Source organism: Enterobacter sp. JJBC (assembly GCF_036936505.1).
GTDB classification, from domain to species: Bacteria; Pseudomonadota; Gammaproteobacteria; order Enterobacterales; family Enterobacteriaceae; genus Enterobacter; species Enterobacter hormaechei_C.
This window is the reverse complement of the sequence record NZ_CP136935.1, coordinates 1,750,871-1,771,374: the sequence shown is the minus strand read 5'-3', so window position 1 is coordinate 1,771,374 and position 20,504 is coordinate 1,750,871. Positions and strand designations below refer to the sequence as shown.

The window sequence follows — 20,504 nt, the reverse complement described above, 5'->3', positions numbered from 1 at the left end:
TTTCGGAGGCTGTAATGCGTCTCGCACACACAGTGATTTCGTTAATGCTCATTGCGCCGTTGAGCTGGGCCGGAAATATGACATTCCAGTTCCGCAACCCTAATTTTGGCGGCAACCCGAATAACGGAGCCTTTATGCTTAACCAGGCTCAGGCTCAAAACTCCTATAAAGACCCCAGCTATGACGATGATTTCGGTATCGAGACCCCGTCAGCCCTGGATAATTTTACTCAGGCCATCCAGTCGCAAATATTAGGTGGCTTATTAACTAACATTAATACCGGAAAACCCGGCCGGATGGTCACTAACGACTTTATCGTCGATATTGCCAATAAAGACGGGCAGCTTCAGTTAAATGTGACAGACCGAAAAACCGGTAAAACGTCGACAATCCAGGTTTCCGGTTTGCAGACCAGTTCAACTGATTTCTAAACAACCCCGAAATAAGGACAATTATTATGCAGCGCTTTTTTATTTTAGTTGCAGTGTGCTTATTAAGCGGTTGTTTAACTGCCCCGCCAAAAGAAGCCGCTAAACCCACCCTGATGCCTCGTGCCCAGAGCTATCGGGATCTGACGCATCTGCCGGTCCCAACCGGAAAGATATTCGTCTCGGTGTATAACATTCAGGATGAGACGGGTCAGTTCAAACCGTATCCGGCCAGTAACTTCTCGACAGCCGTACCGCAGAGCGCCACCGCGATGCTGGTTACCGCCCTGAAAGATTCTCGCTGGTTTATCCCGCTGGAACGTCAGGGGCTGCAAAACCTGCTTAACGAACGAAAAATCATTCGTGCCGCGCAGGAGAATGGTACCGTTGGCGTCAATAACCGCATGCCGCTACAGTCTCTCACCGCAGCCAATATCATGGTGGAAGGCTCGATTATCGGCTACGAAAGTAACGTGAAATCGGGTGGCGCGGGTGCGCGTTACTTTGGCATCGGGGCCGACACGCAGTATCAGCTGGACCAGATTGCCGTCAACCTGCGCGTGGTTAACGTGAGCACGGGTGAGATATTATCCTCGGTGACCACCAGCAAAACGATTCTCTCTTATGAAGTGCAGGCCGGGGTATTCCGCTTTATCGATTACCAGCGTCTGCTGGAGGGTGAAATTGGCTATACCTCTAACGAGCCGGTCATGCTGTGTCTGATGTCGGCCATCGAAACCGGCGTGATTTTCCTCATTAATGACGGTATCGATCGCGGCTTGTGGGATCTTCAGAATAAAAGTGACGTGAGTAATGCGGTGCTGGTGAAATATCGTGAGATGTCGGTGCCGCCAGAGTCATAATCGGCGGCGCTTAAAAAAGGCGAGATTTCCGTCTCGCCTTTTTTTATTTACTTACCGCAGGAACGCTCTGGCTCTTCTCGCGTCGGGCCGCAAGCCAGAGGCCGCTGTTCTTCATTGCGTAGCCAAACAGTAACCCCAGCATGAGCGAAGGGACCACCAGCTTCCAGTCCCCCTGCCCTGCAAAGGTCGCGCAGGCACCCATGAATGTGCCGGGCACAAAGGACAACAGCAGATGTTTTGCCTGAACGCACATCAGGAAGGCCACAATGCCGGTCATGGCGTACCCCAGGATTTCCACATGCGGCGCCAGCGCGCTGCCTTTCATAATGACCAGCGCCCAGACCACGCCACTCAGTAACGTGCAGCCTGAAATAAAGAGCCCTTTGAGACCACCCTGCGGGCAGGCGAAATAGGCCGTGCAGCCAAGAAAACCAGCCCAGCTCAACAAGCCGAGAGAGACAGCCACCCAACCCCAGAGGCCGGAGAGGATGCCAGTCGTGATTGCAATACAAAGTAATATGTTCATGGTGCGCATCTTAGCAGATGCGCACCATAGAAATGAGATCAGAAGCACATTACGTGCAAGTTGAAATGTATCGTTGCAGAATTTTTGTGATTCAAGTCACTCTTCGTTCTCTTCTTCCAGCTCGTCCCACATAGCAGCGATAGCGTCACGCGTCAGCGGAGCCAGCGTTCTCCAGAATGGCGAAGTGGCGTGGGCTTCCACTTTACCCAGGAAGGTGCCAACCCACGGCAGCAGATACGTTTCGAACAGGGTCTCAATCGCCTCGTTCTCATCATCACCTGCATTATCTTCAATCCAGGAGGCCGCCAGCAGCAGGGTACCGATATGATCGGCAGGCATATCCGTCAGCGGCATGCCGCGTTCTGAAAGAAACGCCCGAACTTCCGCTTCGGTCGCACCTTCCTGCCAGGCAGAACGATACGGCGACACGCGACACTCTTCCCCCACAAACAGCGCGTTGTAATCCGTTGAAATCTGCTGCATATCGCAGCTTTTTTGCAAGCGTTCCAGCAATTCATCCTGTTCCAGCGGCCAGCTCTGCGCCAGTTTACCTTCACGAATAAGGGTAAACAGCGGAACCAGCAGCGGATCCTGCGGCTGGCGGTAATATAAGGTGCCCAGCACGCGACAAAGGATGGAAAACTCATTCATGTTTTTATTCCGTTATTAATTAAAGATCGGCAAATTCATCAATCGGCGCCATGCCGCGCGACTCAAGGAAGTCGAGCATACGACGCGGCGTGACGTTCAGGATCTGTTCTTCCGGGAAATTCACGTCCCGCAATATTTTCAGGCACTCGCTGAAATCCCCCAGTGTGAAGGCCGTGTGTGAATCAGAGCCCAGCGCCACCATTCCGCCCGCGTCACGCACGGCCGCCGCCACTTCGCGGCAGTTGGCTTCACTGCCCTTACGCGAGTGAACAAAGGAGGAGTTGTTAATCTCCAGCGCCACGCGGTGCTTTGCTGCCGCCTGCGCCACGGCCTGAATATCAATCGGGTATTTCGGATTTCCCGGGTGGCTGATAATGTGCACGTTGCCGCTGGCAATAGTGGCAATCATCGCTGCGGTGTTGGTCTCTTTATCCTGGGGCGCAAAGACCGGCTCATGGAAGCCAGCGAGGATCAGATCTAAAGAGGTCAGCATCGGGCCGGTGCAGTCAATTTCACCGTCGGTATTTTTGATGTTCGCTTCGATGCCGCGCAGTATCCCAATACCGTCCACCAGGCGTGGCCAGATACGCATATTCACAAAATGCCAGTAGTGCGGCGCATCCGCCATATCCGGACCGTGATCGGTTATCGCAAACAGTTTGATGCCTTTCAGCTTCGCCTGAGCGATATAATCATGGAGGTTACTGTAAGCGTGGGTACTGGCGACGGTGTGCATATGCAGGTCAACGGGATACATCTTTCTCTCCTCTGCGGTTTTTCCAAAGGATAGCAGTTATCAGCGGCGAATATTAGCAAAAACCCGGCGAACGCCGGGTTTCTCTCAGTAGCCTCGCTGTCTGTCGACCTGTCCGGTCACCGCGTTGCCCTTCTCAATTTCGCTGATGGTATGCGAGATGTACGCCACGGCCTCCGCCGGTCGCGTCACGGCCGCAATATGGGGCGTCATCGCCACGCGCGGATGTGCCCAGAGCGGGCTGTCTTTTGGCAGCGGTTCGCGGCTATACACATCCAGCATTGCGCCTTTCAGTTTACCGCTATCCAGCGCTTTCAGCAGATCGTCTTCCACAACGTGTACCCCGCGCGCCAGGTTCATTAAGTAGCTGTCTTCTGCCAACTGGTTGAGGAGCGTGCCATTGATAATGCCGACCGTTTCCGCCGTATTCGGCAGCAGGTTAATGAGGACGCGAGTCCCTTTCAGGAACGCCGGGAGTTCGTCCGTTCCGGCAAAGCTCTCGACGCCCGGATACTCCTTACGGCTCCGGCTCCAGCAGCGCAGTGGGAAGCCCCACGGGGCGAGCGCTTCGGCGACTTTTGAGCCCAGTACACCCGCGCCGAGGATGCCGATGGTGAAATCTTCACGCTGATAATCCGGGAGCGGTTCCCAGTGGGATTGCTGTTTGAACGCCTGATAATCGTCGAAGCGGCGGAACCAGTGCAGCACCTGGCTCACGGCATATTCCTGCATCTGCTGCCCCATACCGGTATCTTCCAGACGAAACAGGGGAATATCTTCCGGCAGCATTTCAGGGTGTGCCTTCAGCTTACTGAGAATGGAATCCACCCCTGCACCAAGAGCAAACACCGCCTTCAAACGGCGTCCCTGAAGCATTTCGACCGGGGGATGCCAGACCAGCGCGTAGTCGGCATGTTCATTATCGCCCTGTTTCCATTCGCGAACGCGTGCGCCAGGCAGAGCCGCCGTGAGCGCGCTAATCCAGTAAGCCGTATCAAAAGTGGGGTGATAGAAGATAATATCCATAGTCATTGCCTTTTATTGCGCTGTTTTATTTTCATTTTCAACTGGCTTGCCAGCATAACAAATTTATCGCTAAACCGCGTTGCTGATAAAAGAGGCGCATTTCGCACATTTAGGAATCAGGTTGCCTGAAGTTTGTCTAAACACGCTAAATTACTGAAAAAGTGGGTTGACGGCAGTACGGCTTTTCCTTACATTAGCGCCCGTCCCGACAACAACGGGATGACAATATGGTGAGGTGTCCGAGTGGCTGAAGGAGCACGCCTGGAAAGTGTGTATACGGCAACGTATCGGGGGTTCGAATCCCCCCCTCACCGCCATATTCATGATGAGAGCTCGTACGAAAGTACGGGCTTTTTTCTTTTATATTCTCGTAAGGGGGGATGAGACCCCCCGACCGGGGTTCGGCAACTGGCGACAGCCAGTTGGACAGACTGAGAGCGTAGCGAACAGGCTGCCCGAAGGGCGAGCGAAGCGAGTCAATCCCCCCCTCACCGCCATATTTGAAAAAGAGCTCGCATGAAAATGCGGGCTTTTTTTTCACATGTTGCACGCCTGTGGGGGATTCGAACTTTGCAGCCCCTGCGGTAATTGTGTCGGGTGGCGCTACGCTTACCCGACCTACAAAAAGCTAGTCTTCAACCATCTTTGCATACTCTTCGGTGAGAAAATCCACCAGCGTCCTGACCGATGGCAGCAGGCCGCGCCGGGAAGGATACACCGCATGGATCACTTCCCGTCTGGGTTCCCAGGCATTCAGCACCCGAACAAGTTCACCTGAAGCCAGCTGATCCTTCACCATCAAAATGGGCAGCTGTACCACGCCCACGCCCGCCATCGCCGCCTCCCGCAGCGCCAACATGTCGGTAGTCACAAGGCGCGGCGTGAAGTGAATTTCTGCCTTTGCGCCCTCCGGCCCGTTCAATTCCCACTTATGCAGGTGCTTGCCCGCCCCCATACTTAACCCCGGCCACTCGCTGAGTTCAGAGGGCATCGCCGGGTTGCCCATCCGTTCAATCAGTGCCGGCCCGGCAACCAGACAGTGTCCCCTGTCCGCCAGCACCCTTAATACCAGATCGCTGTCATCAAACGGGCGCGGACGAACGCGGATCGCCACATCCACCCCCTCCGCCACCAGATCGACCCGGCGGTTGGTGGCTTCGAGCTGAAGGTTGATCCCCGGATAGCGCGCCATAAACCGCGCCAGCATGGGCCCCACGTGAACGTGCAGCAAGGTGACAGGACAGGTGATCCGGACCATACCACGCGGCTCAGCCTGTAAAGCAGCCACCGCCTCCTCCGCAGCTTCAGCCTCCACCAGCATAGCTTTACAGTGCTGATAGAATGTCTGCCCCACCTCCGTCACCGCAAACTGCCGCGTGGTACGTTGTATCAACCGAACACCCAGGCGTTCCTCCAGCTGCGCAATCCGACGGCTCAGTTTCGACTTAGGCTGATCGAGCGCCCGACCCGCCGCTGCAAAGCCGCCATGCTCCACCACCTTCACAAACCATACGAAATCATTGAGGTCCTGCATACGCCTCCATTGTTCCATTTAAGGAACAGTGAATGTCATTTTTGCTATCTACCGGGATATTAACCCTGAATATAAGCTAATTCCATCAACAGGACATCAGGAGTTAATCATGAAAAACGTAACAGGCGTGTATACCGCACCTCGTCCGCACTGGGTCGGTGACGGTTTTCCGGTTCGTTCGATGTTTTCTTACCAGACGCATGGCGAGCCCCTGAGCCCGTTCCTGCTGCTGGACTACGCCGGACCGCATACCTTCCCGGCGGATGGCGCGAAACGCGGCGTGGGCGAGCATCCTCATCGCGGTTTTGAGACGGTAACCATCGTCTACTCAGGCGAAGTGGAGCACCGTGATTCCACCGGCAGAGGCGGCGTTATTGGCACTGGCGACGTGCAGTGGATGACGGCAGGCGCAGGCATTTTGCACGAGGAGTTCCACTCCAGCGCGTTTTCGCAGAAAGGCGGTGAACTGAAAATGATGCAGCTGTGGGTCAACCTGCCCGCCAAAGACAAAATGGCGACGCCTGGCTACCAGAGCATCACTCAGGCGGATATCCCGGTGGTCACCCTGCCGGATAACAGCGGAACATTGCGTGTGATTGCTGGCCGCTTTGGAGAGGTAACCGGCCCGGCGCATACCTTCTCACCGCTGAACGTGTGGGATCTCGCGCTGCATCAGGGTAGCCACCTGACGCTTAATCAGCCCGAAGGCTGGAGCACGGCGCTGGTTGTCGTTGAAGGCAGCGTGACGGTGAACGGCACCACGCCTGCCGGTGAGGCGCAACTGGTCGTGCTGAGCCAGAGCGGTGACAAACTGCATCTCGAAGCCAGCAGCGATGCCAAAGTGCTGCTGATGGCCGGGGAGCCGCTGAATGAACCCATCGTGGGCTATGGCCCGTTTGTGATGAACAGTAAAACCGAAATCGCCGAGGCTATTCGCGATTTTAACTCCGGCCGCTTTGGCCAAATCTAAACGTAATAAAGGAGCGCATTATGTCTACCCCTGCAAACTTCAACGGTGCACGTCCCGTTATTGACGTAAACGATGCCGTTATGCTGCTTATCGATCACCAGAGCGGGCTGTTCCAGACCGTAGGAGACATGCCAATGCCTGAGCTGCGCGCCCGTGCAGCAGCGCTGGCAAAAATCGCCTCGCTGGCGAAGATCCCGGTGATCACCACGGCGTCGGTTCCACAGGGACCGAACGGCCCGCTTATCCCGGAGATCCACGCCAACGCGCCGCACGCACAGTATGTGGCACGCAAGGGTGAGATCAACGCCTGGGATAACCCGGAGTTCGTGGCGGCGGTGAAAGCCACCGGGCGCAAAACGCTGATTATCGCGGGGACGATCACCAGCGTCTGCATGGCCTTCCCGTCCATCAGCGCGGTGGCGGACGGATATAAAGTGTTTGCGGTGATTGATGCCTCCGGCACCTACAGCAAAATGGCGCAGGAGATCACCCTGGCGCGCGTGGTGCAGGCAGGCGTGGTGCCGATGGACACGGCAGCCGTTGCTTCCGAAATTCAGCGCACGTGGAACCGTGAAGATGCGGGTGAATGGGCAGAGGTGTACACACACATCTTCCCTGCCTACCAGCTGCTGATCGAAAGCTACAGCAAAGCGCAGGACGTGGTGAAAAATAGCGAAGTGCTCGATTCGCAGCGTTAATCCTGCGCGCTGCGACATAAGCTGATTAAGGCTTAACCGAACAAGCACGAATGCTGAAAATCTGCTTGACCGTTTTAGCGCAACTCCCTATAGTAGCGCCCCGTTGCCCCCCAAGCGGTCAGGCAGCAAAACAATATGGTGAGGTGTCCGAGTGGCTGAAGGAGCACGCCTGGAAAGTGTGTATACGGCAACGTATCGGGGGTTCGAATCCCCCCCTCACCGCCATATTTGAAGAAGAGCTCGCATGAAAATGCGGGCTTTTTTTTCGCATGTTGTACGCCTTTGGGGGGAATAAGAACCCCCGACCGGGGTTCGACAACTGGCGCAGCCAGTTGGACAGACTGAGAGCGTAGCGAACAGGCTGCCCGCAGGGCGAGCGCAGCGAGTCAATCCCCCCGGTGCTATATGCAGCTCGGTGCGGCCTGAGCCCCTCACCCTAACCCTATCCCTATCCCCAGGGAAGAGGGGGTAAAATGCACAAAAAACAAAGCCCGGTTTCCCGGGCCTTGAACACAACAGCATATTCAATAATACGCTTGTAGCGTGCGCTGGCAGAGCGCCGAGCGGACGCAATCCTCTTTTGTGAAGCGGACCACCCCTATCATCTCATCTTCCTCAAAACGTGACATGGCATCGCTCAGGCCAGACTTAACGCCCGACGGCAGGTCACACTGGGTAATATCGCCGTTGACGATCACCGTCACGTTCTCCCCGAGGCGCGTTAAAAACATCTTCATTTGCGCAGCGGTCACGTTCTGAGCCTCGTCAAGAATAACGACCGCATTTTCAAATGTACGTCCGCGCATATAGGCGAACGGCGCGATTTCCACCTTACCAATCTCTGGTCGCAGGCAGTACTGCATAAAGGAAGCGCCCAACCGCTTCACCAGCACGTCATAGACGGGCCTGAAGTACGGGGCAAACTTCTCGGAAATATCGCCGGGCAGGAAGCCCAGATCTTCATCCGCTTGCAGTACCGGACGGGTAACGATGATCCTTTCCACGTCCTTATGAATCAGCGCCTCCGCCGCTTTGGCGGCGCTGATCCAGGTTTTCCCGCATCCGGCTTCCCCGGTTGCAAAGATGAGCTGTTTACTCTCGATAGCATTCAGGTAGTGCGCCTGAGCTTCATTTCGCGCCACAATTGGCGATGCATCGCGGCTGTCCCGCGCCATGCCAATGGATTCTACGCCGCTCATCTGCACAAGCGAGGTGACCGATTCTTCTTCACGCTGCTTATGGCTACGTGAATCCCGTCTCAGCACACGTTTTGCTTCACGACGAGCTTTGATCACTGCTTTCTGTCTTCCCATGGATAGCACCTTGAGTTGTTGGTATTCATCACACGCGCCAGCATCGGCACGATTATGCGCACGAACATCAGAGGGTTGGCTTCCTTGTAAGCCATTGCTTGCATTACCGGATGACGATATACAACGGCTACGCGCACCGTTATGCACGTCGGTAGAAAAAGGTTGTTGAGGTGAAGGAGAGAATTTGGTGGTGAAGAAATCGCTGCCGGAGTCTGAGCCTCCGCGCCGGGTACTGCGGTTGATGTGTTTACCTTGTCCAGTACAGGACGCAACCATTCGCGATCTCCATAGTGAGTTAACATCACTGCCGGGAACTACCGCTGTCTTCTCTTAAGTACATCAGGAATTATCATAAATGCAACATTTATTTTACCTGAATGCAACTTTTCGGACTGCCCCTACATGGAAAATCAGTCTTATATAGAAATATTACAGAAATATAACAATAAGATAGTCCGGGAAAAAAATAATGTCCCCGCGAACTGTCGCAGGGACGATTATCAGGCTTCTATGAGACCCTGAGCGAGCCAGGCATTCGCGTCACGCGCGCCGGGCAGGGCAAAGAAATAGCCGCCGCCGATGGGCTTAATGTACTCTTCCAGCGCTTCGCCGTTGAGCCGCTTCTGCACGGTGAGGAATCCCTTCTCCAGATCGTGCTGATAGCAGACAAACAGCAGTCCCATATCAAGCTGCCCGGAGTTGGTCACCCCCAGCGAGTAGCTGTAACCCCTGCGCATCATCAGGCTGGATTGCGTCTCTTTGGTGCGAGGATTGGCGAGGCGAATATGGCTGTCCAGCGCGATGACATCCCCGTTCGGATCGCGGGCGTAGTCGGGTTCATCGTGCTCGAGCTTCATGCCGAGCGGTGCGCCGGTTTGCTTATCGCGGCCGAAGATAGTCTGCTGCTCTTTCAGCGGCGTGCGGTCCCAGAACTCCACGTGAAACTGAATGATACGCACCGCCTGATAGCTGCCGCCCACCGCCCAGGCCGGTTCGCCCTGATCCGCCGTCACCCAGACCACCTTGTTCATCAACGCGGTATTGCTGCTGTCCGGGTTGGCGGTACCGTCTTTGAAGCCCAGCAGGTTGACCGGCGTCTCTTTCCCTTTACTGCGCGCGGCGTGGTCAGAGATAAAACCTTCCCGCTTCCAGCGCACGCTCAGCAGATCCGGGGTGTGCTTGATAATATCGCGCAGGGCGTGGATCACCGTATCCTGGGTATTAGCGCAGATCTGCAACAGCAGATCGCCGTGGCACAGCGCCGCGTCGAGAGAATCATTCGGGAATCGCGTCATTTTTTGCAGCGCTTTCGGCTTCTGCTTCGCCAGACCGTAGCGATCATCAAATAGTGATTCCCCCACCGACACGGTGATGGTCAGATTATCGGGAGCGATAAACGCCCCGAGGATCCCGGAATCCATCGGCGGCAGGCGCGGATTCGGTGTTTCCGGTGCCGGACCGCCGGCGGTGAGGAAGGCAATGCGCGTGGTTAATAGCCTGAACAGACGCTCAAGGTCGGCCTTATCACTCGCCAACGAATCGAAAGCCACCAGCATCATCGAGGCCTGCTGCGGCGTCAGGATCCCCGCCTGGTGCTCACCATAAAACGGCTGCGTTTCCATACGCGCGTCCGGGGAGAGCGTGCCGGGGGCGCTTTGCGGTTTTGCCGCATGCGCCACCGGACAGCCGCCCGCCAGGGCAAACGCGCCGCCCAGCGCCCCTACCCCTTTTAACAACCGACGTCGGGAAGGTTCCGCCACGTCGTACTCGTCATGCTCGTTCATCGCTTAATCCAGACCCAGTACGCCACGCAGCAGGGAGAGATCTTCCGCCAGCGTCGTAATCGGGCCTTTCAGCGCGTTACGATCAGCATCGGTCAGCTTGTCGTAGGTTTCGAACCCGTCTTTGGTGCGGTATTTCGCCAGGATAGCGTCAACTTTCTTAAAATTGGCATCCACTTTCGCCAGCAGTTCGCCGTTCTCTTTTTGCAGCTGTGGCCGCAGCAGATCGACAATTTTCTGTGCGCCGTCGACGTTTGCCTGGAAGTCCCACAGGTCGGTGTGGCTGTAACGATCTTCTTCACCGCTGATTTTGCTGGCGGCTACTTCTTCAATCAGACCCGCTGCGCCACCCACCACTTTCGACGGTGGGAATGCCAGCTCGCTGATGCGTTTTTGCAGCTCCAGCACGTCGCTGTTGAGCTGCTCGGCGTATTTCTCCATCCCCCTGGTGGAGTTATCGCCAAACAGGGCTTTTTCCAGACGGTGGAAGCCGGTGAATTTCGGATCGGCGGCCTTCTGCTCGTAGTCGTCTTCACGGGCGTCAATGCTGCCATCGAGGTCAGAGAACAGCTCGGCAATCGGCTCGATGCGCTCGTAGTGCTGACGTGTAGGCGCATACAGGGATTTCGCTTTTTCGATATCGCCCGCTTTCACCGCGTCGGTAAAGGCTTTGGTGCCTGCCACCAGGTCCGCCGTCTCTTTGGTGACGTAGGCTTTATAGGCGGTAATAGCGTCGCCGAGACTCAGCAGCGCCGTGCCTTTGGCCGCGTCCGCCGTCGCTGCGCCTTTGACGATCAGCTTACCTTTCGGGTTAGTCAGCAGGCCGCAGGTCATGTCATATTCCCCGGGCTGAAGATTTGCGGTCATCTTCTGGCTGAAGCCCGGCGCGATATTCTCGCGCTCTTCTACCACCATCACGCCTTTCAGGATCTCCCACTCCAGCGCTTTCTGGCTGTGGTTCTGAATAATAAACTGGGTTTTACCGCTGTTAACCGTGATGGTCATCGGCTCACACTGTTTATCGTTGACGGTGACTTTTACCTGCGGAATATCTGCCGCCTGAGCGGTGAAGGCAGACACGAACAGCGCGGCAATGCCTGCGCATAACGCACTACGACGGAACTGAATGGCCATGACTCTTCCCTTTAAAAGTATGTTGTAACTAAAACAGCACTTACGGCGCAACGCGCGACGTCTGCGAGCCGGTACGCGGCGGCATAGCGAACAGGATCAGCGCCGGAACCAGATAGATAAAGTACATCGCCACTTCGCTGACGCTCGGCGTTTCCTGGTAGCCGAAGATCCCTTCGAGCAGGGTACCGGTCAGTGAATGGGTCGACAGGACGTTGCTGAGATCGAACGCCACGTCCTGGAAGTGGTTCCACAGGCCCGCTTCGTGGAAGGCGCGGATCGCCCCTGCCGCCAGTCCCGCGGCCACCAGCAGAATAAACAGGCTGGTCCACTTGAAGAACGCGCCCAGGTTAAGACGAATGCCGCCCCAGTAGAGCAGGAAGCCAAGCACAACCGCCGTGGCCAGCCCGAGCATCGCGCCCAGCGGCGGCCAGATGCCCACGTCCTGCTGAAAAGCCGCGAGCAGGAAGAACACGGACTCCAGGCCTTCACGCGCCACGGCGAAAAAGACCATCATGATCAGCGCCCAGCCGTGGTGGTTGCCTTTTTGCAGGGCGTTATCCACCGCCTGCTCAAGCTGTACCTTCACGTTACGGGAAACTTTGCGCATCCAGAACACCATCCAGGTGAGGATCACCACCGCTATTACGGCAACAATGCCTTCAAACAGCTCCTGCTCTTTCTGCGGAAATTCACCGGTGGTTTCGTTGATAAGAATACCCAGCCCCAGGCAGAGCGCCGCGGCAAGGAAAACGCCAACCCACATCACGCCAATCCAGCGTCCGCGCTGGGTACGCTTCAGATAACTGGCGATAAGGCTAACAATCAGGGCCGCTTCAAGGCCTTCACGTAACATAATGAGAAAAGGAACAAACATGCCGACACCTTAAATGTTTATCGCGGTCAACTGATGCAAAGAAAGGTAAATTCTTGTGATAGTGATTATCATTACGGCAACAAGAAAAACAAGCGAAATGTGTTGCGTTTTGATGACCAGATGTAAACGCATTGCGGAGTAATAATTGCTTGAGTAACCGTTGCGTTTATAAGGTATAACGAAAATGCCCATTTACGGTTAACCGGGGCTGTGGCTAAATGTCCACCTCGAAAACCAACTGAAAATAAACCATGTTTAAAATTGTCCATTTCCTGCTGGCGCTGGTGATTATTCTTGCGCTTGCCTGGCTGGTGAGTTTCGACCGCCGAAAAGTTCGTATTCGTTTCGTTTTACAGCTGATCGTGATTGAAATTGCGCTGGCGTTCTTTTTCCTGCATGCAGAAAGCGGTCTGTTTATTATTAAATACGTCTCCGGTTTCTTTGAGTCGCTGCTTAAATTCGCTGCCGAAGGGACGAATTTTGTCTTTGGCGGGATGGGTGAAAAAGGGCTGGCGTTTATTTTCCTTGGCGTGCTCTGCCCCATTATTTTTATCTCAGCGTTGATCGGTATTCTTCAGCACTGGCGCATTCTGCCGATCTTTATTCGGGTGATCGGGACGCTGCTGTCAAAACTGAACGGCATGGGCAAGCTGGAATCCTTCAACGCGGTGAGCTCGCTGATCCTCGGTCAGTCGGAAAACTTTATTGCCTACAAGGGCGTACTCGGGGATCTCTCCTCGCGTCGTCTGTTTACGATGGCTGCCACGGCTATGTCGACGGTGTCGCTGTCGATTGTCGGGGCCTATATGACCATGCTCGACGCCAGATTTGTCGTCGCGGCGCTGATCCTGAACATGTTCAGCACCTTTATTATTCTTTCGGTCATTAACCCGACCCGCCCGGAAGCGGAGCCGGATATCAAGCTGGAAAAACTGCACGAATCCCAGAGCTTCTTTGAAATGCTGGGCGAGTATATTCTGGCCGGTTTTAAGGTGGCAATGATTATTCTGGCGATGCTGATTGGTTTTATCGCCCTTATTAGCGCCGTTAACGCCCTCTTCTCCAGCATATTTGGCATGAGCTTCCAGCAGATTCTGGGTTATGTGTTTTATCCGCTGGCGTGGCTTATTGGTATTCCGTTGAGCGATGCCTTAAACGCGGGGAGCATTATGGCAACTAAACTGGTGGCGAATGAATTTGTGGCGATGATCGAGCTGCAAAAAATTGCCCATCAAATGTCACCTCGCGGGCTGGGTATTTTGTCCGTGTTCCTGGTGTCGTTCGCTAACTTTGCTTCCATTGGCATTGTGGCGGGGGCAATAAAAGGTCTGAACGAGCAGCAGGGCAACGTGGTGTCGCGGTTTGGTTTGCGTCTGGTGTACGGCGCGACGCTGGTGAGCCTGCTTTCGGCGAGCTTTGCGGGGTTGGTGTTGTAAGTTTTGTGCGGTTAATGCCCGGCGGCGCTTCGCTTGCACGGGCCTACGATACTACAACGGCGGGATTTCCCGCCGTTTTTCATTAAAACTGCACGCACACCGGCTGGTCAACCCGCATCACCGACTCCTGCGCGAAGCGTGACTTATAGATCCCGCGCAACGCTTCAATATTCTTCTCACTCTGCGCATCTTTCCCGTGGATCAGCATCAGCGCCTTGCTCGGCTCGCGCGCCACCTTGCCGTCGTTACCCAGCCACTGACCACGGGCATCAAACACCGTTAAGCCATCGCGAAAACGCGGCGTCACGTCCTGGTCAACAAACTGCTGCCACTCGCTGCCGGTAATCTGCGCCCCTGCCGGGCGATTCAAGCCAAAATAGAGCGTGGTCTGCTGCATCTGGTTATCCGCTTTGCAGGTTTCCACCGGCACGTGCTGCGCGGGTGCGTTACAGCCCGCCAGCATCACGAATGCTGCCACCATTAACCCTGTTTTAATTCTCATTGATGAAGACTCACATAGGTGAAAGGACTATCCCCTCTCCCCACCGGGGAGAGGGTTAGGGTGAGGGGAGATTACTCAGCCTGAAGCTTAGTCGGCGGCGCAGTGTGGTAGTGCGCGTCGGCTTCCGCAAAGCGTTTCTGCATGGAGGCAGACGGTGCTTTACCCAGCAGGCTGAAGACAACGATACCGATGCTGCCGAAGATGAAGCCAGGAATGATTTCGTACAGGCCCAGCCAGGCGAACTGTTTCCAGACGATAACGGTCACCGCACCAATAATCATCCCCGCCAGCGCGCCGTTGCGGGTCATGCGTGACCACATGACGGAGAACAGGACTACCGGCCCAAACGCGGCACCGAAGCCCGCCCACGCGTAGCTCACCAGCCCCAGCACGCGGTTTTCCGGGTTTGCTGCCAGCGCAATCGCCACCAGCGCAACCAGCAGCACCATAAAACGCCCTACCCACACCAGCTCTTTCTGGCTCGCGCCCTTACGCAGGAACGCTTTGTAGAGGTCTTCGGTGATGGCGCTGGAGCACACCAGCAGCTGACAGCTCAGGGTGGACATCACCGCAGCCAGGATCGCGGAGAGCAGAATACCGGCAATCCAAGGGTTAAACAGAATCTGCGCCAGTTCGATGAACACGCGCTCGGCGTTCTGGTTCACCGCGCCCGCCTGCGCCGGGTTGTTGTTAAAGTACGCAATGCCGAAGAAGCCAACCGCGCACGCGCCCGCCAGACACAGGATCATCCACGTCATGCTGATGCGACGCGCGTGAACGATGGTATGGTGAGAATCCGCCGCCATAAAGCGCGCCAGAATGTGCGGCTGACCGAAGTAGCCCAGGCCCCAGCCCATCAGGGAGACGATGGCGACAAAGTTCAGCCCTTTCAGCATATCGACGTTTTCAATGCTCTTCTGCTTGATCACTTCCAGCGATTCGCCAAAGCCGCCGACGGTGAAAATGACAATCACCGGGGTCAGGATCAGGGCGAAAATCATCAGGCTCGCCTGCACGGTGTCGGTCCAGCTTACCGCCAGGAATCCGCCCACGAAGGTATAGAGGATGGTCGCGGCCGCACCGGCCCACAGGGCGGTTTCATAGCTCATGCCGAAGGTACTTTCGAACAGACGCGCGCCCGCCACGATGCCGGAAGCACAGTAGATGGTGAAGAACAGCAGGATCACCACCGCAGAGATAATGCGCAGGATACGGCTGTTATCTTCAAAGCGTCCGGTGAAGTAATCCGGCAGCGTCAGGGCGTTGTTGTTGGCTTCGGTATGCACACGCAGACGGCCTGCTACCAGCTTCCAGTTGATCCATGCGCCAACGGTCAGGCCGATGGCGATCCAGCTTTCGGAGATACCGGAGATGAAAATCGCGCCCGGCAGCCCCATCAGCAGCCAGCCGCTCATGTCGGAAGCGCCCGCAGAGAGTGCGGTGACCATCGGGCCTAAGCTGCGCCCGCCGAGGATGTAGTCGTCAAAGTTTTTAGTGGAACGCCATGCCAAAAACCCTATCAGGATCATGCCAAAAATATAAACGAGAAATGTCACCAGCATCGGTGTGCTAATAGCCATTCAAATTCTCCAAAATGTCGAGCGACAACCGTCCGGGTTGCCTTGTTATGTCATCACCGGAACGTAGTGATGTGTGTATGTGTTTCCGTTGGGCGCGCTATCCTGCCGTATACGCATCCCACTGACAAACGATTTAACACTGCATTTACATGAATTTCATCACTGGTTTTATACGTCTTTCCTATAGGTTGCACTCGCTCACGCTTTTACGGGTTGCACCTTTAAAAAGTGTTAAGCACCGCATAAAAACTGGGCTCAGAAACGGCCGCACGTTCTTTTTCACAGCTAACTAATCGTTAACAATCCATTCATTTTCCAGCTTGCAGACCAGGTCACATTTAACACGGTTGCACAAAGTTGCAACATGGTGGATATTTCACGCTATCAACAGAACGCTATTACAGAACAACAGGAGTTTTGGCATGGGGATGACCACCATGGGGGTTAAGCTGGATGACGCTACCCGCGAACGGATTAAAACCGCTGCGACCCGCATCGACCGCACACCGCACTGGTTAATCAAGCAGGCGATTTTTAACTATCTGGAAAGACTGGAGAGTGAAGAAGGTCTGCCGGAGCTGCCTGCCCTGCTGGCGGGCGCAGCGAACGAAAGCGAAGAAGCCGCGACGGCCGTTGAGGAGAACCACCAGCCGTTCCTCGAATTTGCCGAGCAGATCCTGCCGCAGTCCGTCAGCCGCGCCGCCATTACCGGCGCCTACCGCCGTGCCGAAACCGACGCCGTGCCGATGCTGCTGGAGCAGGCGCGCCTGCCGGAAGCCGTTGCCGCTCAGGCGCACAGCCTGGCGTATCAGCTCGCCGACAAGCTGCGTAATCAGAAAACCGCCAGCGGACGCGCCGGTATGGTGCAGGGTCTGTTGCAGGAGTTCTCCCTCTCCTCGCAGGAAGGCGTGGCGCTGATGTGTCTGGCGGAAGCGCTGCTGCGTATTCCGGATAAAGCCACCCGCGATGCCCTGATCCGCGACAAAATCAGCAACGGCAACTGGCACTCCCACATTGGCCGCAGTCCGTCGCTGTTCGTTAACGCCGCCACCTGGGGCCTGCTGTTTACCGGCAAGCTGGTCTCCACCCATAACGAAGCCAACCTGTCGCGCTCTCTGAACCGCATCATCGGCAAGAGCGGCGAGCCGCTGATCCGCAAGGGCGTGGACATGGCGATGCGCCTGATGGGCGAGCAGTTCGTCACCGGGGAAACCATTGCCGAAGCGCTGGCGAACGCCCGCAAGCTGGAAGATAAAGGCTTCCGCTACTCCTACGACATGCTGGGTGAAGCGGCGCTGACCGCCGCCGACGCGCAGGCCTACATGGTATCTTACCAGCAGGCGATCCACGCCATCGGTAAAGCGTCCAACGGTCGCGGTATTTATGAAGGCCCGGGCATCTCCATTAAGCTCTCCGCCCTGCACCCGCGCTACAGCCGCGCGCAGTACGACCGGGTGATGGAAGAACTCTACCCGCGCCTGAAGTCCCTGACCCTGCTGGCGCGCCAGTATGATATCGGCATTAACATCGACGCCGAAGAGGCGGACCGTCTGGAGATCTCCCTCGATCTGCTGGAAAAACTGTGCTTCGAGCCGGAGCTGGCGGGCTGGAACGGGATTGGTTTCGTTATCCAGGCCTACCAGAAACGCTGCCCGTTCGTCATTGACTACCTGATTGACCTGGCCAGCCGCAGCCGTCGCCGCCTGATGATCCGTCTGGTGAAGGGCGCCTACTGGGACAGCGAAATCAAACGCGCCCAGATGGAAGGTCTGGAAGGCTATCCGGTCTATACCCGCAAGGTCTACACCGACGTCTCCTACCTCGCCTGCGCGAAAAAACTGCTCGGCGTGCCGAACCTGATTTATCCGCAGTTCGCCACCCACAACGCCCACACCCTGGCGGCGATCTACAGCCTGGCGGGTCAGAACTACTATCCGGGCCAGTACGAGTTCCAGTGTCTGCACGGCATGGGCGAACCGCTGTACGAGCAGGTGACCGGTAAAGTGGCCGACGGCAAGCTGAACCGTCCGTGCCGTATTTATGCCCCGGTAGGTACTCACGAAACTCTGCTGGCCTACCTGGTGCGTCGTCTGCTGGAGAACGGGGCGAACACCTCCTTCGTTAACCGCATCGCCGATACCACCCTGCCGCTGGACGAACTGGTGGCCGACCCGGTACAGGCCGTTGAGAAGATGGCGGCGCAGGAAGGCCAGATTGGTCTGCCGCATCCGAAGATTGCCCTGCCGCGCGAGCTGTATGGTGCAGGTCGCGTCAACTCGGCGGGTCTGGATCTCGCCAACGAACACCGTCTGGCCTCGCTCTCTTCTGCCCTGCTTAACAGCGCATTGCAGAAGTGGCAGGCCAGGCCGATCCTTGAGCAGTCCGTTGAGGACGGTGAAATGCAGCCGGTGATCAACCCGGCAGAGCCGAAGGATATCGTCGGCTACGTGCGCGAAGCCACGGAAACGGAAGTGGAGCAGGCCCTGGAGAGCGCGGTGAACAACGCGCCAATCTGGTTTGCCACCCCGCCGCAGGAGCGTGCCGCCATTCTGGAACGCGCGGCGGTTCTGATGGAAGATCAGATGCAGCAGCTGATCGGCATTCTGGTGCGTGAAGCGGGTAAAACCTTCAGCAACGCCATCGCCGAAGTGCGCGAGGCGGTCGACTTCCTGCACTACTACGCCGGTCAGGTGCGCGATGATTTCGACAACGAAACCCACCGTCCGCTCGGCCCGGTGGTGTGTATCAGCCCGTGGAACTTCCCGCTGGCGATCTTCACCGGCCAGATTGCCGCGGCCCTTGCCGCAGGCAACAGCGTGCTGGCAAAACCGGCAGAGCAGACCCCGCTGATTGCCGCCCAGGGCATTAACATTCTGCTGGAAGCGGGCGTACCGGCGGGCGTGGTGCAGCTGCTGCCAGGGCGCGGTGAAACGGTCGGGGCCAAACTGACCTCCGATAACCGCGTACGCGGCGTGATGTTTACCGGTTCTACCGAAGTGGCCTCCCTGCTACAACGCAACATCGCCACCCGTCTGGATGCGCAGGGCCGTCCTACCCCGCTGATCGCTGAAACCGGCGGCATGAACGCCATGATCGTGGACTCCTCCGCACTCACCGAGCAGGTCGTCGTTGACGTGCTGGCCTCTGCCTTCGACAGCGCGGGCCAACGCTGTTCCGCCCTGCGCGTACTGTGCTTACAGGATGACGTGGCTGACCACACGCTGAAGATGCTGCGCGGTGCGATGGCGGAATGCCGCATGGGCAACCCGGGCCGTCTCACTACCGACATCGGGCCGGTGATCGACGCGGAAGCCAAAGCCAACATTGAAAACCACATTCAGACCATGCGTGCAAAAGGCCGTCCGGTGTTCCAGGCGGTGCGCGAGAACAGCGAAGATGCCCGCGAGTGGCAGACCGGCACCTTCGTGCCGCCAACGCTGATTGAGCTGGCAAGCTTCGACGAGCTGAAAAAAGAGGTCTTCGGCCCGGTACTGCACGTGGTGCGCTACAACCGTAACAACCTCAACGAGCTGATCGATCAGATCAACGCCTCGGGTTACGGCCTGACGCTTGGCGTGCATACCCGTATCGACGAAACCATTGCCCAGGTGACCGGCAATGCTAAAGTTGGCAACCTGTACGTCAACCGCAACATGGTTGGCGCGGTCGTGGGCGTGCAGCCGTTTGGCGGTGAAGGTCTCTCCGGCACCGGCCCGAAAGCGGGCGGTCCGCTCTATCTGTACCGTCTGCTGGCAAACCGTCCGGAAAATGCGCTGGGCGTGACGCTGGCGCGTCAGGACGCGGAATATCCGGTGGATGCGCAGGTGAAAGCCGTGCTGACCCAGCCGCTGGACGCGCTGATTAAGTGGGCTGAAAATCGTCCTGAGCTGCGTGCGATTGCACAGCAGTACGGCGAGCTGGCGCAGGCGGGAACACAGCGTCTGCTGCCGGGTCCTACCGGCGAGCGCAACACCTGGACGCTGATGCCGCGCGAGCGTGTGCTGTGCGTGGCGGATAACGAGCAGGATGCGCTGGTGCAGCTGGCAGCCGCAACGGCAACGGGCTGTGAGGTGCTGTGGCCGGAAGATGCCCTGCATCGCGACCTCGCCAAACAGTTGCCAAAAGCGGTCTCGGCCCGCATTCGCTTTGCGAAGGCCGATGCCCTGCTGACCCAGCCGTTTGACGCGGTGATCTACCACGGTGATTCCGACCAGCTGCGCGAACTGTGCGAGCAGGTGGCGGCCCGCAGCGGCGCGATTGTCTCGGTGCAGGGCTTCGCCCGCGGGGAGACCAACCTGCTGCTGGAGCGCCTGTACGTTGAGCGTTCGCTCAGCGTTAACACCGCGGCGGCGGGGGGTAACGCCAGCCTGATGACAATCGGCTAACGCTGTGCTAATAAGGCTCCGGAGACGGAGCCTTATTTTATTGGGGAGT

The 20,504-nt window shown here is 56.8% G+C and carries 17 protein-coding genes, 2 tRNA genes and 1 other RNA gene; 9 read left to right on the top strand and 11 right to left on the bottom strand.

The window, feature by feature from the left end; genetic code table 11:
- Positions 1-14: 14 nt before the first annotated feature.
- Together csgF and csgG are read left to right on the top strand one after the other, a co-directional pair.
- Positions 15-431, top strand: coding sequence for a curli production assembly/transport protein CsgF (gene csgF / locus RY075_RS08415; protein WP_003858054.1), 417 nt, complete (start codon positions 15-17; stop codon positions 429-431).
- Between the two features lie 26 nt (positions 432-457).
- Positions 458-1,291, top strand: coding sequence for a curli production assembly/transport protein CsgG (gene csgG / locus RY075_RS08410; RefSeq protein WP_003858055.1), 834 nt, complete (start codon positions 458-460; stop codon positions 1,289-1,291).
- Between the two features lie 43 nt (positions 1,292-1,334).
- Here the strand turns inward: csgG and RY075_RS08405 are convergent, their stop codons facing one another.
- From RY075_RS08405 to ghrA, 4 genes are all read right to left on the bottom strand, one after another.
- Entirely contained in the window at positions 1,335-1,817 is a 483-nt protein-coding gene (locus tag RY075_RS08405) for a DUF1097 domain-containing protein (RefSeq protein WP_072201885.1), read from the bottom strand.
- Between the two features lie 96 nt (positions 1,818-1,913).
- Entirely contained in the window at positions 1,914-2,468 is a 555-nt protein-coding gene (locus RY075_RS08400; RefSeq protein ID WP_003858059.1) for a molecular chaperone, read from the bottom strand.
- Positions 2,469-2,487: 19 nt separating this feature from the next.
- Positions 2,488-3,225, bottom strand: coding sequence for a phosphatase (locus RY075_RS08395; protein ID WP_003858061.1), 738 nt, complete (start codon positions 3,223-3,225; stop codon positions 2,488-2,490).
- An 84-nt stretch (positions 3,226-3,309) separates the two neighbouring features.
- Positions 3,310-4,248: a glyoxylate/hydroxypyruvate reductase GhrA gene (ghrA, locus tag RY075_RS08390; RefSeq protein ID WP_032608987.1), complete on the bottom strand. Its 939-nt coding sequence runs from the start codon at positions 4,246-4,248 to the stop codon at positions 3,310-3,312.
- Between the two features lie 229 nt (positions 4,249-4,477).
- On the opposite strand from ghrA, the gene RY075_RS08385 reads away from it, so the two are divergent.
- Together RY075_RS08385 and RY075_RS08380 are read left to right on the top strand one after the other, a co-directional pair.
- Positions 4,478-4,565: transfer RNA gene (locus RY075_RS08385), tRNA-Ser, on the top strand.
- Between the two features lie 42 nt (positions 4,566-4,607).
- Positions 4,608-4,745, top strand: a non-coding RNA gene (locus RY075_RS08380) — RtT sRNA.
- Between the two features lie 131 nt (positions 4,746-4,876).
- Here RY075_RS08380 and RY075_RS08375 read toward each other — a convergent pair.
- Positions 4,877-5,782, bottom strand: a complete 906-nt coding sequence (locus RY075_RS08375) for a LysR family transcriptional regulator (protein WP_023324439.1) — start codon at positions 5,780-5,782, stop codon at positions 4,877-4,879.
- 109 nt (positions 5,783-5,891) lie between these two features.
- Between RY075_RS08375 and RY075_RS08370 the strand changes: the two genes are divergently transcribed.
- From RY075_RS08370 to RY075_RS08360, 3 genes are all read left to right on the top strand, one after another.
- On the top strand, positions 5,892-6,752 hold the full coding sequence (locus RY075_RS08370) for a pirin family protein (protein ID WP_109948524.1): 861 nt from the start codon (positions 5,892-5,894) through the stop codon (positions 6,750-6,752).
- Positions 6,753-6,772: 20 nt separating this feature from the next.
- On the top strand, positions 6,773-7,450 hold the full coding sequence (locus tag RY075_RS08365; protein ID WP_003858068.1) for an isochorismatase family protein: 678 nt from the start codon (positions 6,773-6,775) through the stop codon (positions 7,448-7,450).
- Positions 7,451-7,587: 137 nt separating this feature from the next.
- Positions 7,588-7,675, top strand: a tRNA-Ser gene (locus tag RY075_RS08360).
- 299 nt (positions 7,676-7,974) lie between these two features.
- On the opposite strand, the gene phoH is transcribed toward RY075_RS08360, so the two are convergent.
- From phoH to efeU, 4 genes are all read right to left on the bottom strand, one after another.
- On the bottom strand, positions 7,975-8,763 hold the full coding sequence (gene phoH / locus RY075_RS08355) for a phosphate starvation-inducible protein PhoH (protein ID WP_003858070.1): 789 nt from the start codon (positions 8,761-8,763) through the stop codon (positions 7,975-7,977).
- Between the two features lie 500 nt (positions 8,764-9,263).
- On the bottom strand, positions 9,264-10,547 hold the full coding sequence (efeB, locus tag RY075_RS08350) for an iron uptake transporter deferrochelatase/peroxidase subunit (RefSeq protein ID WP_003858074.1): 1,284 nt from the start codon (positions 10,545-10,547) through the stop codon (positions 9,264-9,266).
- Between the two features lie 3 nt (positions 10,548-10,550).
- Positions 10,551-11,678, bottom strand: a complete 1,128-nt coding sequence (efeO, locus tag RY075_RS08345) for an iron uptake system protein EfeO (protein ID WP_045350133.1) — start codon at positions 11,676-11,678, stop codon at positions 10,551-10,553.
- A gap of 40 nt (positions 11,679-11,718) precedes the next feature.
- Entirely contained in the window at positions 11,719-12,552 is an 834-nt protein-coding gene (gene efeU, locus RY075_RS08340; RefSeq protein ID WP_003858080.1) for an iron uptake transporter permease EfeU, read from the bottom strand.
- Positions 12,553-12,803: 251 nt separating this feature from the next.
- On the opposite strand from efeU, the gene RY075_RS08335 reads away from it, so the two are divergent.
- Positions 12,804-13,988: a nucleoside transporter C-terminal domain-containing protein gene (locus tag RY075_RS08335; RefSeq protein ID WP_003858081.1), complete on the top strand. Its 1,185-nt coding sequence runs from the start codon at positions 12,804-12,806 to the stop codon at positions 13,986-13,988.
- Positions 13,989-14,070: 82 nt separating this feature from the next.
- Here the strand turns inward: RY075_RS08335 and RY075_RS08330 are convergent, their stop codons facing one another.
- Positions 14,071-14,490, bottom strand: coding sequence for a DUF3574 domain-containing protein (locus tag RY075_RS08330; protein ID WP_023315789.1), 420 nt, complete (start codon positions 14,488-14,490; stop codon positions 14,071-14,073).
- A 71-nt stretch (positions 14,491-14,561) separates the two neighbouring features.
- Positions 14,562-16,070 (bottom strand): sodium/proline symporter PutP, encoded by a 1,509-nt coding sequence (putP, locus tag RY075_RS08325; protein ID WP_003858085.1) that lies wholly within the window; start codon positions 16,068-16,070, stop codon positions 14,562-14,564.
- A 422-nt stretch (positions 16,071-16,492) separates the two neighbouring features.
- On the opposite strand from putP, the gene putA reads away from it, so the two are divergent.
- The gene (putA, locus tag RY075_RS08320; protein ID WP_003858087.1) at positions 16,493-20,455 is read left to right on the top strand and encodes a trifunctional transcriptional regulator/proline dehydrogenase/L-glutamate gamma-semialdehyde dehydrogenase; all 3,963 of its coding nucleotides are present in this window, start codon (positions 16,493-16,495) and stop codon (positions 20,453-20,455) included.
- Positions 20,456-20,504: the final 49 nt, after the last annotated feature.

What these genes read in the sequence shown, in the direction of transcription:
- csgF (WP_003858054.1), top strand. Translation starts at nt 15, where the DNA reads ATGCGTCTCGCACACACAGTGATTTCGTTAATGCTCATTGCGCCGTTG.
- csgG (WP_003858055.1), top strand. Translation starts at nt 458, where the DNA reads ATGCAGCGCTTTTTTATTTTAGTTGCAGTGTGCTTATTAAGCGGTTGT.
- RY075_RS08405 (WP_072201885.1), bottom strand. Translation starts at nt 1,817, where the DNA reads ATGAACATATTACTTTGTATTGCAATCACGACTGGCATCCTCTCCGGC.
- RY075_RS08400 (WP_003858059.1), bottom strand. Translation starts at nt 2,468, where the DNA reads ATGAATGAGTTTTCCATCCTTTGTCGCGTGCTGGGCACCTTATATTAC.
- RY075_RS08395 (WP_003858061.1), bottom strand. Translation starts at nt 3,225, where the DNA reads ATGTATCCCGTTGACCTGCATATGCACACCGTCGCCAGTACCCACGCT.
- ghrA (WP_032608987.1), bottom strand. Translation starts at nt 4,248, where the DNA reads ATGGATATTATCTTCTATCACCCCACTTTTGATACGGCTTACTGGATT.
- RY075_RS08375 (WP_023324439.1), bottom strand. Translation starts at nt 5,782, where the DNA reads ATGCAGGACCTCAATGATTTCGTATGGTTTGTGAAGGTGGTGGAGCAT.
- RY075_RS08370 (WP_109948524.1), top strand. Translation starts at nt 5,892, where the DNA reads ATGAAAAACGTAACAGGCGTGTATACCGCACCTCGTCCGCACTGGGTC.
- RY075_RS08365 (WP_003858068.1), top strand. Translation starts at nt 6,773, where the DNA reads ATGTCTACCCCTGCAAACTTCAACGGTGCACGTCCCGTTATTGACGTA.
- phoH (WP_003858070.1), bottom strand. Translation starts at nt 8,763, where the DNA reads ATGGGAAGACAGAAAGCAGTGATCAAAGCTCGTCGTGAAGCAAAACGT.
- efeB (WP_003858074.1), bottom strand. Translation starts at nt 10,547, where the DNA reads ATGAACGAGCATGACGAGTACGACGTGGCGGAACCTTCCCGACGTCGG.
- efeO (WP_045350133.1), bottom strand. Translation starts at nt 11,678, where the DNA reads ATGGCCATTCAGTTCCGTCGTAGTGCGTTATGCGCAGGCATTGCCGCG.
- efeU (WP_003858080.1), bottom strand. Translation starts at nt 12,552, where the DNA reads ATGTTTGTTCCTTTTCTCATTATGTTACGTGAAGGCCTTGAAGCGGCC.
- RY075_RS08335 (WP_003858081.1), top strand. Translation starts at nt 12,804, where the DNA reads ATGTTTAAAATTGTCCATTTCCTGCTGGCGCTGGTGATTATTCTTGCG.
- RY075_RS08330 (WP_023315789.1), bottom strand. Translation starts at nt 14,490, where the DNA reads ATGAGAATTAAAACAGGGTTAATGGTGGCAGCATTCGTGATGCTGGCG.
- putP (WP_003858085.1), bottom strand. Translation starts at nt 16,070, where the DNA reads ATGGCTATTAGCACACCGATGCTGGTGACATTTCTCGTTTATATTTTT.
- putA (WP_003858087.1), top strand. Translation starts at nt 16,493, where the DNA reads ATGGGGATGACCACCATGGGGGTTAAGCTGGATGACGCTACCCGCGAA.